General features: G+C 56.2%; 8 protein-coding genes and 1 tRNA gene. All 9 read right to left on the bottom strand.

Annotated features, from left to right (window positions below):
* Positions 1–49: 49 nt before the first annotated feature.
* The 9 genes from I2E77_RS01270 to alaS all read right to left on the bottom strand — a co-directional run bounded on the left by I2E77_RS01270 (position 50) and on the right by alaS (position 14,429).
* Entirely contained in the window at positions 50–5,386 is a 5,337-nt protein-coding gene (locus I2E77_RS01270; RefSeq protein WP_195450453.1) for an alpha-L-fucosidase, read from the bottom strand.
* A gap of 231 nt (positions 5,387–5,617) precedes the next feature.
* The gene (locus tag I2E77_RS01265) at positions 5,618–6,241 is read right to left on the bottom strand and encodes a DUF6514 family protein (protein ID WP_195450452.1); all 624 of its coding nucleotides are present in this window, start codon (positions 6,239–6,241) and stop codon (positions 5,618–5,620) included.
* A gap of 421 nt (positions 6,242–6,662) precedes the next feature.
* Positions 6,663–6,746: transfer RNA gene (locus I2E77_RS01255), tRNA-Leu, on the bottom strand.
* Positions 6,747–6,840: 94 nt separating this feature from the next.
* Entirely contained in the window at positions 6,841–7,431 is a 591-nt protein-coding gene (locus I2E77_RS01250; protein WP_191362249.1) for a toprim domain-containing protein, read from the bottom strand.
* Positions 7,432–7,441: 10 nt separating this feature from the next.
* Positions 7,442–8,500 (bottom strand): DNA polymerase III subunit delta, encoded by a 1,059-nt coding sequence (gene holA / locus I2E77_RS01245; RefSeq protein ID WP_195450450.1) that lies wholly within the window; start codon positions 8,498–8,500, stop codon positions 7,442–7,444.
* Positions 8,500–10,689: a ComEC/Rec2 family competence protein gene (locus tag I2E77_RS01240; RefSeq protein WP_195450449.1), complete on the bottom strand. Its 2,190-nt coding sequence runs from the start codon at positions 10,687–10,689 to the stop codon at positions 8,500–8,502. Before I2E77_RS01240 ends, holA begins: the two co-directional genes overlap by 1 nt.
* A 59-nt stretch (positions 10,690–10,748) precedes the next feature.
* Positions 10,749–11,270: a phosphoribosyltransferase family protein gene (locus I2E77_RS01235; protein ID WP_191362275.1), complete on the bottom strand. Its 522-nt coding sequence runs from the start codon at positions 11,268–11,270 to the stop codon at positions 10,749–10,751.
* Positions 11,271–11,360: 90 nt separating this feature from the next.
* Positions 11,361–11,699 (bottom strand): histidine triad nucleotide-binding protein, encoded by a 339-nt coding sequence (locus tag I2E77_RS01230; protein ID WP_087230257.1) that lies wholly within the window; start codon positions 11,697–11,699, stop codon positions 11,361–11,363.
* A 99-nt stretch (positions 11,700–11,798) separates the two neighbouring features.
* On the bottom strand, positions 11,799–14,429 hold the full coding sequence (gene alaS / locus I2E77_RS01225) for an alanine--tRNA ligase (RefSeq protein WP_191405613.1): 2,631 nt from the start codon (positions 14,427–14,429) through the stop codon (positions 11,799–11,801).
* Between the last annotated feature and the right edge of the window lie 14 nt (positions 14,430–14,443).

Here is a 14,443-nt window from a genome sequence, read left to right as displayed (position 1 = left end):
GGAAATGAAACCATCAAAAGCACTTGTGGGAGTACCTGTATGCTGCGCTTTATCCAACGTGTACCACACAATGCATCTGCGGGTTCTGCCCCGGCAGCGTAGTATACACGCCGGTGCTACTTCCCGGGGCACCGGTCGCCCACACGCGGAAGTAGTAATCGTTGCCAATCTTTGCAACAAACTGCGTTTTCAACACATCTCCGTTGCCTACGGTAAAGCTGGGAACGGCTGTTGCACTTCCCATCACGGTCATCTTGAAGCAGTACGCGCTGCCTCTCTTTACCGTAAACGGAAGCGTTGTGTCAGAAACCACATACACTTGCGTCTGTGCCACTGGGATATTCGGGATAACAGGAGACGTTGTGGCTGTAGCCGTACCAGTTCCAGAGGTGCTGCCGGACGAAGAACCGCCGCTGGAGCCTCCCGAATGGGAACCATCGTGCTTTTTCGTCTCCAACTGCCCAACTTTCTCCTCGACGTCGTCATAAGCGCCGGCCACCTGTTGGGGCGTTGCTTCCGGATCGTCCAAAACTTGCTTTGCTGCATGCACGGACGCGTTCAACGCCTGGACGGAAGCCGCTGTATAGTCGCTCAAGTCCATCCCTTCCACCTGTGCGATCAGGTCCTTCAGCGCGTCCCGATCCGGGATTTTGCGCAGATCCTTGATTGCCTGGGTGAGCGCCAAAGCCGCCTCGTCGACCGCCTCCTGTGTGACATCGCCCGCTCCCTGTTCCAGGATCGCCTCCGCTGCGGCAAGCGCTTCTTGGAAAGCCTCCTGCCCTTCCGGACGATACTCGTCCATATGGAGGGAATTCGCATAATCGACCAGGGACTGCAAGCTGCTCAGGTCTGCCCGGAAGACCAGCCGATTCAGGGCGTCTTCCAAAGCCTGGTACGCTTCCTCGACGTCCGCTTTCAGAGCGTCTCCACCCTGTGCATAGACGTCCTGTGCGCTCTGGTACGCTTCTTCAAAGCCTTCGTAGCTGCTTTCGGTAAAGAGCTCGGGGTCAATCTCGGATGCAATCTCCAAGAGCTTTCCGAGGGAATCCACATCGCCCTTTTCAAATTCGAGATACTGAATCGCTTCGATCAGGCGTTTCCATGCCTCATTGACCTGCGCCTGCGTCGCCGCATCATCCTCATATACCTCTTGCGCCGCAGCCCGTGCCTCCAGGAAATTCTCCCTTGCCGTATCCGCAAGGCCAGCCAACTCTTCTTCCGTAACTGCATTTGCTACATCCAAAGCGGCCTTCAAAATGGTCTTATTGACCACCACAAATTGGAAATACAGCTTGGTATTTTCATTAGGCATGGTGACGGAGTACGTGAAACCGTCCGCCTCGAAGGGGACCGCTTCTCCATTGCAGGTAACCGCGCTGAATACACGGTCCACCGGCGTGAAGTGCAGCTGCAACGCTTCGTTCGCCATCACCTTTGCGCTGTAAACGCTGTCGCTATCTAGGATAACGCTTTCGACATTGCCCTCCACTTCCAATTCCGCGTTCTCATTCCACTGGACAAAGAAGAGGTGAGCGGATGGCTCCTGCTCAGGCTCCACAACCACGGTTGCCTCTGCCTGCAAATTTTCCGGGTTTTGCACGCCTTCCGGAAGCGTCAGGACGCCCGGAATCGTATAGGTGCCCGCCTCCGGCTGATAGCCGTCCTCTTCCCAGGCGACCGCCGCATCCGCCGTTGATCCATCGCTCAATGCAACTTCTACGGTTTCCGGCAGGTTCAGCTCTGCAAAGGGAGTCCCATAGGCGACGGTCTGCGGTTCCGGATTCGTCACAGAAATGACGGACAATTCCGGTTGTACAGCCGTAATCGTAAACTTGTCCAAATTGGCGGTGGACGTTTCATCGTTGTAGAATTTCAGACGGTCCACGCCCTTCTTGAGCTCGACCTGGATGGTCTGTTCGGCAAAGTTCGGATAGGTGTTTTCGCACGAAATACTGCCGGCGATGGTCTTGTCGAGGTTCTCATAATAGAGGACGTTCGGCGCTCCCGCCATGCAAGACAGCGTGATGTCATAAACGCCATCCGCGGGTACCTCCACCCAGAGGTTCAGCCATGCGTTGCCATGGTCGCCGCAATTGCCCAGCCAGCCGACGGCCTTCCCGCCGCTTGCATAGGAATTTTCCTCTACAAGGGCGCCCTCGCCGCCAAATTCCAGAAGCTCTGCTTCTACATGGACCGGTGTCACGTCCTGATTCAGGACAACGGGATTGTTCTCCCCGTAATGGTCCATCGCGCGGAAGGAAACTACAATCGTATGGTCTCCTGCAACGTCCTCAAACGTATAGGAGGAAACGGCACCGGCCGATTGGCCATCCACCAGGACGTCCGCCACCTCATAGCCGCGGTCCGCTGTCATCGCAAAGGTCTGCGAATCGCCTTCCTCCACAGAAACAGCCCCGGACGGAGTGATGGTCCCGTGCTCTTCCGCGGAAGCGGTGATGGTATAGGTGTTCGCCACCAGATCCTTGGCCGTGAATTCGAATTTATCCAGGTTCGGGCCCGCATGGGAGTCCGCTGTAATCACCAGTTCGCCGGCCCCGGGCTCCGTGATGACCAAATCAAATTGGATCTCCTTATAGGGTGCGCTGCTGTCGCCATAGACGCTCACCGAACCGCTTTGGATGTGTTCGCCGCTCCAATTGATGGTGTTCGCCGTCGCTTCGCTGAGGCGGCCGCTTTGGTAACGGCAGTTCACCGTATACGTGCCGGCATTGGGCGCCACATAGGGCAGCTTGATAACGTTGCCCGGCTCCATCCAGCCGACTTTCTTGCCGTTGCTCGCCCCGTCATCCTCTTCGATCCGCACATACTTATCCCCGGAGATGGGAACCAGCGTAAAGAACTCCGCCTCGGCCAATTTGGTGCCTTCGCTTGTTCTCGGCAGCACAAACGGGTCTTCCGCGGTATAGGCCGTGCGCGGCTCCAGCGCTTCCTGGGCATTCTGGAGGTTCGTCAAAGCCGTGCCGACCTGCTCGCCCGTCGCGTCCGGATTGTCATATACAGCCTGCGCTTCCTCGCGGGCCTGTGCAAAGGCCTCCCAAGTGGCGGGCGTATACCAGCCTTCGTTTTCTGCATTTGCGGCGTCAAGCGCCGTCTTGAGCGCATTCTTGTCGACAAGGTCGTTGTCCTTGATGATGACGTCTGCGCGGGTATTAAAGCCCAGAATGGCGCCGCCGCCCGGGTTGACGATCTCCGCATAGAAGCGAAGGTCCCCAGTCACTTCGGTGTTTTCGATGGCTTCCACCGTTACGGTCGCTGTATCCTGGCCGTCTTCAAAAGTGACAGTTTTGCTCACATCGTTGTAATGCCGTCCGTGGACAGCGGTGTCCGGTGCGGTTTGGAAATCGACGGTCACTTCCCCGTCCGTTCCGCCCACGCGCTTGATGGTGACGTCCTGTGTCCCAGCCTCGTTTACCGTATAGCTGGCCGGGTCAATCTCAAACATCCCTGCGCCCTGGTTGTCCAATACAAATGCAGCGTCCAAACCGGTCGCCTTATTCTTGCAGACCATGCGCACCGTATGCTCGCCATAGGGCAGGTCGTCCGTCGTATAAAGGATCTGTTTCAACGCCCGGTTGGGCTGGTATGCGTCGGGCGTAGCCACCAAATCCCCATCCACGTACACATCCATGGTCCCGTGGTTCGGGTCCTTCGTGCCGACGATCCATGCCTTGGTGCCGGTAAAGGTGAAGCTGGCTTCCGCACCGGGATTTGCCCACATACCGGTTTCGTTGACGCCGTCAATGGTCTCCAGATTCCAGTTGCCGCTCCGCGCAAATTCGCGGTCGTCGATCATCGACAACCCCTCGGGCATAACGGATTCCTGTTCAAACGCGCCCTCCGCTTTGAACACACCCACGTTTTCAATCAGCGGGACCGCCTGGGAACCGGTGATATTGATGCGCACCTGGTCGGCACGGACCGGTGTGCTGCGCACCAGGCGTTTTGCGCCGATGGTATAGCCGGAGCCAAACTCTTTCCAACCGGAATCGGTGTGTACGTCTACAGTAAATTCGGAGATTCGCTGTCCCAGCTTGATGTACTCCTCAATGGAGACGATGTCGAACAGCTTGGTCCCGCCCAGATCGATGGTAATGCTGCCGGTCGTCTGACCGTCATCCATGGTCCAATAGGTGTCTGCATCGTCGTCCAGGACATTGGACGCGGCGTAGTCCGGGCTATTCCCGCGCACAGCGGTGGCCTCTGCGGTTACGCCGTCCTGTTTGGTCAGATCGGTGCGGAACGTATCCCGGATGGTCTCCCCCAGTTCCGCCACGCGGTCGACGAAGTCCTGCGGCAGGACGCCCGTTGTATCCGGGGGCACATTGAGCAGCAGCGGCTGGCCGCGTCCCACCGATTTAAAGTAGATGTCGGTCAGCTCCTCCATGCTCTTTGGCTGTTTGCCGGATTTCCAGAACCAGCCGGAGGTCAGGGAGACGTCGCATTCGCCGATGCTCCAAATATCGCCGTTGGGGTCGCCGCTGTTCAAATAGGCCGCTTCATCGCCGCCGTACGTATCGTAGTAGTTCCTCTGGCGCTGCTGATCCAGCTTTGACCAGCAGGGGTCCCCCGCCTTGCCGGATTCATTGCCGATCCAGCGGATGGTGGAGCCGTACGGGCTGAACACCACTGCGCCGGGCTGGAGTTCCTCGATGAGGTCAAACCACTCCTGGAATTTGTAATGCTGGGCGGCGGCGCCGCTTCCCTTGGCGCCATCCATCCAAACCTCTACAAATTTGCCGTTGTTTCCATACTTCGGGTTTCCAAGCACTTCCCGGAGCTGATTCATGTAGTATTCGTTGTAATCGCCATTTGAATCCGTTTCCTCGTCCGTGCCGCTCCCGTATCCATAGGTGGGATTGTTGGCATCCCACGGGGAGAGATAGAAGCCCATGTCCATATCATACTTGGTGCATGACTTGGAGAGCTCTTCCAAAACATCCCCGGACTGTCCTCTGGCAGCCTGCGTTGCCTGGAAGTCGGTGCTGCTGGCAACGTCCTGCGTGGTGTAGTCGCTGTTCCAAAGGCAGAACCCATCGTGATGGCGGCCGATCATGATGATCCGCTCAAACCCCGCATCCTTCAGGGCCTTCACCCACTGGTCCGTGTCCAAGCCTGTTGGATGGAATACGTTTGGATTCTCCCGGCCGTTTCCCCATTCCACACCGGTAAACGTATTCACGCCGAAGTGGATGAACGCGGAAAGCTCTTCCTCATGGTACTGCAACTGCGTTTCCGTGGGGACGGGCCCCCAGGCCTCCGGGGGAGCCACATCATCCGCCGGCGCTGCCGATACAGGAAACGCCAACGGCTGCAAAGCCAGCATTGTGGCTACCAAGAGCGCCAGCCATTTCTTTACGTTTCTCACTCTTTCTCATTCCTTCCTTTTAAACGTTTAGCCTTTCGAATTTGCCATGCTGCCAAAAAGCTAACAAGTTGATTATAACATTTTCTATAATTTTCATCAAATAGTTCTCAAACAATTGTGTATATTATTGTATTTGTTTCTTGTACTTTTGCGGATTTTTCTCAATGATATAGTATGTTCGATATATGTGATTTTTTGAATAATGGAAGGATGAGAAATGTATTAGACTTTTTACCATTCATCGCCGCCCATAAAGTCCTCAAGAAGATCCATAAAGTTGTCATAGGAGACGAAATTCCGGTTCAATTGCGCCACGAAGCGTTCAACGGCCTTTCGGTCCGTTGAGAGGTCGGGGATCACTTTGACCCGTTCGGCACGCCCCATCGCGTAAAATGTAGCCTTTATCCCGTAAACCCGAAGCCCGCGATACATCGTATCTTGACACCTGGAAGAAATCACCTCATAAAAGCTGTGGCGGATCAAACGAAGAACCTGCGCCACCAGGGATTGGACATAACTGCTGTCCAATTCGATATTTACAACATCGTTCAGAACCTGTAGCAGCGCCCGGGCGGCAGAACGGTTCGGCTCCGGAAGCGCTGGCAAATAGACATTGTGCAGATACCCGTTCATCCTCTCTGAGGATGGAGCTGCCAACAATTCCGGCAAATCCATTTCCAACGCATCCGCAACGCGCAGGAGGGTATTTAGATTTGGATTGGCCTGGGCCCGCTCGATTTTTCCTACGGAGGAAGGCTGCATCCCCGTCAGATCCGCCAAGTCCTCCTGCGTCATGTGGCGGCGTTTGCGCTGCCGTCGAATATTCTCCCCAATAATGGCTCGGTAATCTTCCATACAATCTCCTCTTTCCTGAACGTATCGTAATCATACTATAAATCTGGAAGTTTCACAAAGTCATAAAAAACCTATTTGTGTCGAAAAGATTGTTTTTATGGAATGATTTCGGGTGCAGAAGGAGCATATGGGCGGGGCATTCGCATCGTTCGGTTCAATCTGGTGGATTTGCCCTTCGCTGGAGAATGGCATTCAGTAAAGGGACTGGTATTAAGAAAAATACATCGATCTGCTGTTTGAACAAATTGGCAATGAAAAAGCCGCCGGTAAACCCGGCGGCCTTTGGAGTTCCTATGACAAAATGGAAAGCCCATTTCTCTCTGTTGATCAAGTTTGCAAAATTGTTGATCAAAATGTTGATCGAACATAAAAAAAGAAACCTTAAAACCCAGCATTCATGCGGGTTTCAAGGTTTCAAACTTGGTGCGCGAGACGAGACTTGAACTCGTACGTCATAGACACACGCCCCTCAAACGTGCCTGTCTGCCAGTTCCAGCACTCGCGCATTCAGCGAAAATGATTATAGCATAGGTAACAAGAAAATGTCAAGACAAAATATCAATTTTTTTGCATTTTTTGGTCAATAGAATTCAGACACTCTACAATTCCTGCACCAGCTTATAGAATTCTTCATACCCCATCAAGCTGTTCAACACTTTGACCAGGGCATTGGGGGCCAAATGCTCCGGCAGCTTCAAGCGTTTCAACAGCGCCCGGCGCTTTTGTGCGCTGTTCTCCCCGCCGGAGAGCCCTGCCTCAAATAGGTCGGTCTTGGTAATCATCCGTTTGGGGCACGCCACTGGTTCCTGGCCGCAGGTGGCTCCCGCACGCTGCAACGCCTCCAAAATCACTTGGGCCGGCACGCCCTCCACGCCGAGCTTCCCCTCTTTGGAGGGTTTCTCTTTGCGTTTCTCCTTGCCGAACATATCCGGCACATAGGCATGTTTGATCTGTTCCGCCGGGATGGAACTGGAAAGATAATTGCGGATGACAAAGCCGGCCCCGTCGCTGTCTGTCAGGACCAAAATCCCGCGTGTCTCCGCCAACCGGCGGATCATGGCCATCTGCTCCGGATCTTTAAAAATCTGAAATCCATTGGTCTCGATAATGACACCGTCAATTAGGGAAGACAGTTTGATCTTGTCATACTTTCCCTCCACAATCACGGCCTCTTTGACTTTCAGACGCACTGCGTTCCCCTCACTCTGCAAATTTTTCCCGTTCCGCGATCAAAAGCAACCGCGCAATCAACGTTTCCATCACGGTGCGGCGATTTCCCCGCGCACTTTTTAACGCGACATCGGCATTTAAAAGCGCATCCAAACTTTCGCGCAACATCTCTATGGAAAATCTTCCGCCGTCGCGTTCCGCATTGCGCAGGCGGAACTCCTTTCCCTTATAGTCGAAATACTTTGCCGGTTCCAAGGCGCTTTCCCCACTCTGTACGGCCGCGCGCACGCGATACAGATCCAGGTAAGCCGTGGAAAGCACTGCCAGGACGGAAACCGGCTCCTCATTCTGATAAAAGAGCAGGTCCAAAATGGAATAGGCTTTGTCATATTGCCTTGCTAAAATGGCGCGGGAAAGCATAAAGACGGTGGTTTCAAAATTTTTGGTGACCAACTGATCGATCTCCCGGCGGGTGATCTCCTTTCCCGGCCCGACATAGGCGCAGAGCTTTTCCAATTCGTGAAAAAGCGCCTGCAGATCGTTCCCCGTATATTCGATGATCTTCCCCGCATCCGCGCGCGACAGTTCGCAATGGCGCTTTGCAGCGGCTGCACAGAGCATTTTTTCTGCGTCGGCTTGGGTTTTCCGCTTAAAGCAAACCGTATTTCCCGCTTTTTGCACCGCAGTCAAAAGTTTCTTCCACTTCGCGGATTTTTTATAATCGATCTCGACGGACGGCAGATAAAACACCAAAACGGTACTATCCGGAACCATCCCGATCAATTCATAGAGCTTCGAAAGGTCCGACGCGCTGCGCGCCTCTACGTCGAGGTCGGAGACCGCCACGCATTTTCGCTCGGACAACAACGGCACCGCCTCTACCGCAGCCGCCATGTCGTCGATGGACACGCTTCCGCCGTCTATCCGTTGCAGGTTAAAGTCCTGAAATGCACCCCCGCAGGCTTTTTCGATCAGGCGGTTTGCATAGAGCTTGAGCAGGTATTTTTCCTCTCCGTGCAACAGATAAAGCGAGCCGAAGGTTCCCCGCTCGATCTGCTTCTTGAATTCGGTTTCTGTGATTTCCGGCATCATGCATCCCTCCTGATCCGGCAAGTTTGTCCGTCCGTGATTTCGATGGCCACCGTGCCAAGTCCCGCTGTGGCCGTTACCTGTTGTCTTCCGGCAACCGCATCGCCCACATCCGATTCGTCCATGGATAGCACCGTATATTCCGCTTCGATTCCCGCAACATCCTGCGCCAGCACCGCAAAATGGGGCGAGCGCCACGCCTCCGGCAAATTCTCCGCCTGCACACCGGCTGGGCAGAATAAAACGGTCACGCCGTTCGCGTTCAACAAGGCCGCCCCGTTGACCATCTCCACAGAGATCGCGCTTCCAAGGGTCAGCTTTGCAGCCTCGCGGTACGGGTGTGTTTCTCCGATTGCCTCCGCTTTCGCTTGCAAAAAGTCGTCCATGTAGCCGGACGGCAATACCAGCCGGTCGGCCGGATAGTCCTCCAACACCTCGGCAGCGTTATGCGCTTCCTCTCCAAAATGGGTAAACAGGAGCAACCCATCCAGGGATTGCACCCCTCGCCCCTGTAATTCGTTCTCGAGGGACTGTGTGGAATATCCTTCGCAGCCGACCACCAGGGCATGCCCGTTGCGTGTCACCGCTACCGACAGCCCGCTCCCCACATCCGCCACTGCAATGCGTGTGATGTCCCGCCGGGAGACTTGATACGAAAAGATTCCCGCCAACAAAAGAATGCAGGATAGCCAAGCGGCGGTACGCAAAAGCGGTTTGGAAGGCCCCATCCACACACATACCGCCAGCAGGATCAGCACAGCTGCAATCCATAGAAGCACAAAGCCCATCGAGACCGGCAAACTGGCATAGGGAACCTGCGCAAGCAGATGGACAATTGCTTTCACAAGCTTTGCCAACCATCCCGCTGGAATGGCCAACGGCATCGCCGCCAACGTTCCCGGCAACAAAAGCTGGAGGAATGCCGCCCCCAATCCCAATTGGAGCAGCAATGTTGTCGGCCACAAAGCCAACAGGTTTGCCAGCAGCCCTACCGCGGATACGCTGCGGAACGTCAGCGCAATCACGGGCAGGGTAAAGAGGGTTGCGCTGACGCTCGTCGCCAAAACCAGGTGGACGGCATGGAACAGGCGCTTCCCATATTGGAAACTGGATACACGCGCGTCAAGCCAAGCTGTGAGTGGGTTGGAACACAGGATCAACCCCAGGGTGGCGGAGTAGGAGAGCAGCAACCCGACGTCCGCACCGGCGTAAGGGCTGGCCAGGCACAGCACCCAAACCGCCAATCCCAGCGAGTTTAGGGAATCCGCCCGGCGGGAGAGCAGTGTCCCCGCTAAGTACAGCAGGCACATGATGCCGCTCCGGGCCGCGGAGGGGACAAAGTCCGCCACCACCATAAAGAGCAGGACCCCAACGGAAGCGATGGCCGCGCTTCCCTTCCGAGGGACCCGCAGGGCCAGCAGGCTGGCCAGAAGCAAATTCGCCACGGTGGTCATGTGCAGCCCGGAGACCGACATCACATGGGAAAGGCCGACGGTCCGAAAGTCCGCCGTAAGCTCCGGTGAAATACCGGAGGAATCGCCCATGAGGATTCCCTTTAAAAGGCCGGCTTCCTCCTCCGGCAAGATCGCCTCGACTGCTTTTCCAAGGGAAGCGCGCAACTCCTGCATCCAATGGGAAAAAGAGGCTGGCTCCTGTGGGACAACCGTATAGGGTTCATAGCTATACAGATAGGCACATGCGGCGATCCCCTGCGACGCATAGTAGTTCCGGCTGGAAAAGCCGTCCCCACCGCGCGGAAGATACACATGCACCTTTCCCTCCAAGCGGTCCCCGGCCTTTCCGACCACACTTTCCGGAAGGGAGAGGCGGATTCGGAAGTCCACGGGCTTCCCGTCCACGTTGTCCACCTGCACCGTACAATAGCGGTTGTCATAGGAGCGGTATGGCGCCTCGACAAAGGTGCCGGAAATCGCAGCGTCCGTATTGTCCAACGCCTCCCCGGGCGCAGTGACCACCGGGGCCAAAGCTGCAAACCCGCCAAAGGCCAGGGAAGCCGCGCAGAGCGCCACCGGAAAGATGCTCAAGCGCAAGCGCGGAAGAAGCAATGTGACCCCCATGAGAAGCAACAGCACACAAGCCACCGGCAAAGCCCAAGCGGTCCCCAGAAAAACGGCGGCCACCTGCGCCAGCAGATACGTGAATCCAACCAGCGCAAATGGCCGCCGCATGTCCATTCCTCCTCAAAGAGGTTCCTTTTGTCCGCAGGGGACGTATTCTTTTGCCGTCCTTATTTCGTAAAGAGCGGCAGAGGCTCCAAATAGATGATATCCTTGCGGTCCGCCGCATCGCCTTCAGCGAGCACACAAGCGCGTCCCACAATATTGCCGCCGAACTGTTTGACCAGGTCTTCCATTGCGGCCAGGGATTCTCCCGTGCTGATGACGTCGTCCACAATCAGGACGCGCTTCCCATTCAGGCCCTTGTAGTCGTCCTCAGCCAAATAGAGCTTCTGCACATGATCCGTTGTGATGGACTTGACCTCCACATGGATGGGATTGCGCATATACGCCTTTACGCTCTTGCGTGCGACGATATAACGGCGGCAGCCCTGGCGCGCCATCTCATAGCACAGCGGGATTCCCTTGGTCTCTGCGGTCACCACCACATCGTGCTCCGGGCATTTCTCCAAAAGCGCCTTTGCAGTCTTTTCCGTGATTTCCACATCGCCCAGCATCACAAAACCCGCGATGTCCAAATGCTCGTCGATGGGGCAAATGGGCAGGTCGCGTTCACAGCCCGCGATCGTCATATGGTAATACTTGTTTTCACTCAAAATAATCCGCCTCTCTCCTACACGCCGCAGCGCGTAATCCATTCCATTTCCGCTTCAAACCGGCCATCAGCCCGGAGGCCATGCCATGGAGCGTCCGCCCAACAGGTGGAAATGCATATGCATCACGGTTTGGCCGCCGTCCTTGCCCACGTTGGTCACAACGCGCCATCCCTGCGCAAGGTCCAATTCCTTGGCGAGTTTTGCCGCCACCGCAAAGATATGCGCCACAATCGCGCTGTTTTCTTCTGTAATGTCCGCTGCCGACTCGATGTGCTCCTTCGGGATCAGCAAAATATGTACAGGCGCCTGGGGGTCCAGGTCGTAGAACGCCAGGATGCGGTCGTCCTCATAGGCTTTTTTGCTCGGGATCTCGCCCGCCGCAATTTTACAAAAAACGCAATCCAACGATTTTTCCTCCTTTCGCCGTCTTTTGGTCCAAAAAGACGTTTTTATGCGATTTTTAACGGAACCATTATACCATACGGGGAAAGCCCCCGCAAGAAATTACTGCATCATCCCACTGACAACGCCCTCTGCGGCTGCAAGCGCCTCGTCCAGCTTGGTGAGGTCCTTGGCGCCCGCCATGGCGAACTCCGCCTTGCCGCCGCCGTTGCCCCCGGCAACCTTGGCGACCTCGCGCACGATCTTGCCCGCATTGAGGCCCTTTTGCTGCGCTTCCTTGCCCACCGCTACGGCAATATTCGCCTTGCCGTCCTGCGTGGCAGCCAACACTGCCACCACGTTTGGCGCGTTGTCGCGGATCTTATCGCACATGGTGCGCAGGGCATTGGACGGAGTCGCGGAGAAGAGCGCTGTAATCACGCGGACACCGTTGATGTCCTTCGCACCCTCAAACAGGCCGTTGATGCGCATATCGGCCATCTTTGCGTTGAGCGATTCAATCTCGCGGTCCTTCTCCTTCAGCTCCGCGGTCATCTGCTCCGCACGCTGTGCCAAACCGGAAACGGACGTCACCTTCAGGGCGGAAGCAACCGCGCCGAGCTGGGCGAGCGTATCGTTCAAATACTGCAACGCATTCAACCCGGTGACCGCCTCGATACGGCGCACGCCGGCCGCTACAGAGCTCTCCGAGAGGATTTTAAACAGGCCGATTTTGCCCGTATTGTCCACATGGGTGCCGCCGCAGAACTCTTTGGAGAAATCCCCTACGGAGACAACCCGGACAATGGAACCGTACTTTTCGCCAAACAGCGCCATTGCGCCCAGCTTCTTGGCCTCTTCAATCGGCATCTCACGGCATTCGACCGGCGTACCGCTGAGGATCACCCCGTTGACGATCGTCTCCACGCGATGGAGTTCCTCCGGTGTGAGAGCGGCAAAATGGGTAAAGTCGAAGCGCACATATTTTTCATCCACCAGCTGGCCAGCCTGCTCCACATGGTCGCCCAGCACGGTGCGCAGCGCCGCCTGCAACAGGTGTGCCGCTGTGTGGTTGCGCATGATGGCGCGGTGGTTCTCCGGATCGCCCTCGGTCTGGACCCGGTCGCCGACCGAAATCGTCCCGGCGTTGATGACGCCGTGGTGGATAAAGTTCTTCGCATGGTTCTTGGTGGTATTGTCAATGGCAATCAGCGCGTCCGCAGAGGAAATCGGGCCGACGTCTCCCACCTGGCCGCCGCTCTCCGCATAGAAGGTCGTGCGGTCCAATACCAGGGCGATTTCGTCGCCCGCCGTTGCATGATCGACGCGCTCCCCGTCCTTCAGGATTGCCAGCACCGTCGCCTCGGTCTGGGATTTCTCATACCCCAGGAACTCCGTCGGCGGCACATCCGCCAGGACGTCGTTTTCGCCCGCCCAAGCGTCCGCACCGGCGTTTTTCCGGGCATTGCGGGCGCGCTCGCGCTGCTCCTGCATGAGCTGGTGGAAGCGCTCTTCGTCGACCGTCATCCCGCGCTCCGCAACGATCTCTTTGGTGAGGTCGAGCGGGAAGCCATAGGTATCGTTCAAACGGAATGCATCCTCACCGGACAGGCAGGCATTGAAGTCCTTGTCGATCAGGCTGTTCAACATCTGCATTCCCTGGTCAATCGTCTTGGCAAAGCTCTCCTCTTCCACATGGATCAGCTTTGTAATCATCGCTCGCTTCTCGTCGAGCTCCGGATAGGCATTCTTGTTCTCGTCGATCACCGTGTTCGCGACGTCCGCCAGGAAGGTGTGGTTGATTCCCAACAGACGGCCATGGCGTGCCGCACGGCGGAGCAAGCGGCGCAATACGTAGCCGCGCCCTTCGTTGGAAGGCATGACGCCGTCGCCGATCATAAAGGTGGTGCTGCGGATATGGTCGGTAATCACGCGCAGCGAGATGTCCTTTTTCTCGTCCTCGCCGTACTGAATGCCGGCAATCCGGCAGATATGCTTCATGATATTCTGCACGGTGTCCACCAGGAAGAGGTTGTCTACGCCCTGCATGATGCAGGCCAGGCGCTCCAGACCCATGCCCGTATCGATGTTCGGATGCTCCATCGGCGGGTAGTTGCCCTTGCCGTCGCTGTCAAACTGGGAGAACACCACGTTCCAAAATTCGACATAGCGGTCGCACTCGCAGCCCACGCCGCAATCCGGCTTGCCGCAGCCGTACTTTTCCCCGCGGTCAAAATAGATTTCCGAGCAGGGACCGCAGGGGCCGGAACCGTGCTCCCAGAAGTTGTCCTCCTTGCCCATGCGCACAATGCGCTCCGGCGCAACGCCGACTTCTTTCGTCCAGATGTCAAACGCCTCGTCGTCATCCTGGTAGATCGTCACCCAAAGCTTGTCCACCGGCAACTCCAACACCTTGGTGCAGAATTCCCACGCCCAGGCCGTCGCCTCATGCTTAAAATAATCGCCAAACGAGAAATTGCCCAGCATCTCAAAGAAGGTGCCGTGGCGCGCCGTGATGCCCACGCGCTCGATGTCCGGCGTGCGGATGCACTTCTGGCATGTGGTGACGCGCTTGCTCGGCGGCGTAACCTCGCCGGTAAAATACTTCTTCATCGGCGCCATGCCGGAGTTGATGAGGAGCAAGCTGTTGTCGTCCTTCGGAATCAGCGAAAAGCTGGGAAGGCGCATATGCCCTTTGCTCTCAAAGAAGGATAAAAATTTTTCGCGCAACTCATTAAGTCCTGTCCACTGCATGTTTGAAACTCCCA

Source organism: Anaeromassilibacillus sp. 1001302B_160321_C8 (assembly GCF_015554745.1).
Lineage (GTDB): Bacteria > Bacillota > Clostridia > Oscillospirales > Acutalibacteraceae > Anaeromassilibacillus > Anaeromassilibacillus stercoravium.
Note: the sequence above shows the minus strand (reverse complement) of the source record. Positions and strands in the feature narration are given on the sequence as shown.

Excerpts from the sequence above, each read along its gene's own strand:
- I2E77_RS01265 (WP_195450452.1), bottom strand. The coding sequence starts at position 6,241 with ATGGAAGATTACCGAGCCATTATTGGGGAGAATATTCGACGGCAGCGC.
- holA (WP_195450450.1), bottom strand. The coding sequence starts at position 8,500 with ATGCCGGAAATCACAGAAACCGAATTCAAGAAGCAGATCGAGCGGGGA.
- I2E77_RS01240 (WP_195450449.1), bottom strand. The coding sequence starts at position 10,689 with ATGCGGCGGCCATTTGCGCTGGTTGGATTCACGTATCTGCTGGCGCAG.
- I2E77_RS01235 (WP_191362275.1), bottom strand. The coding sequence starts at position 11,270 with ATGACGATCGCGGGCTGTGAACGCGACCTGCCCATTTGCCCCATCGAC.
- alaS (WP_191405613.1), bottom strand. The coding sequence starts at position 14,429 with ATGCAGTGGACAGGACTTAATGAGTTGCGCGAAAAATTTTTATCCTTC.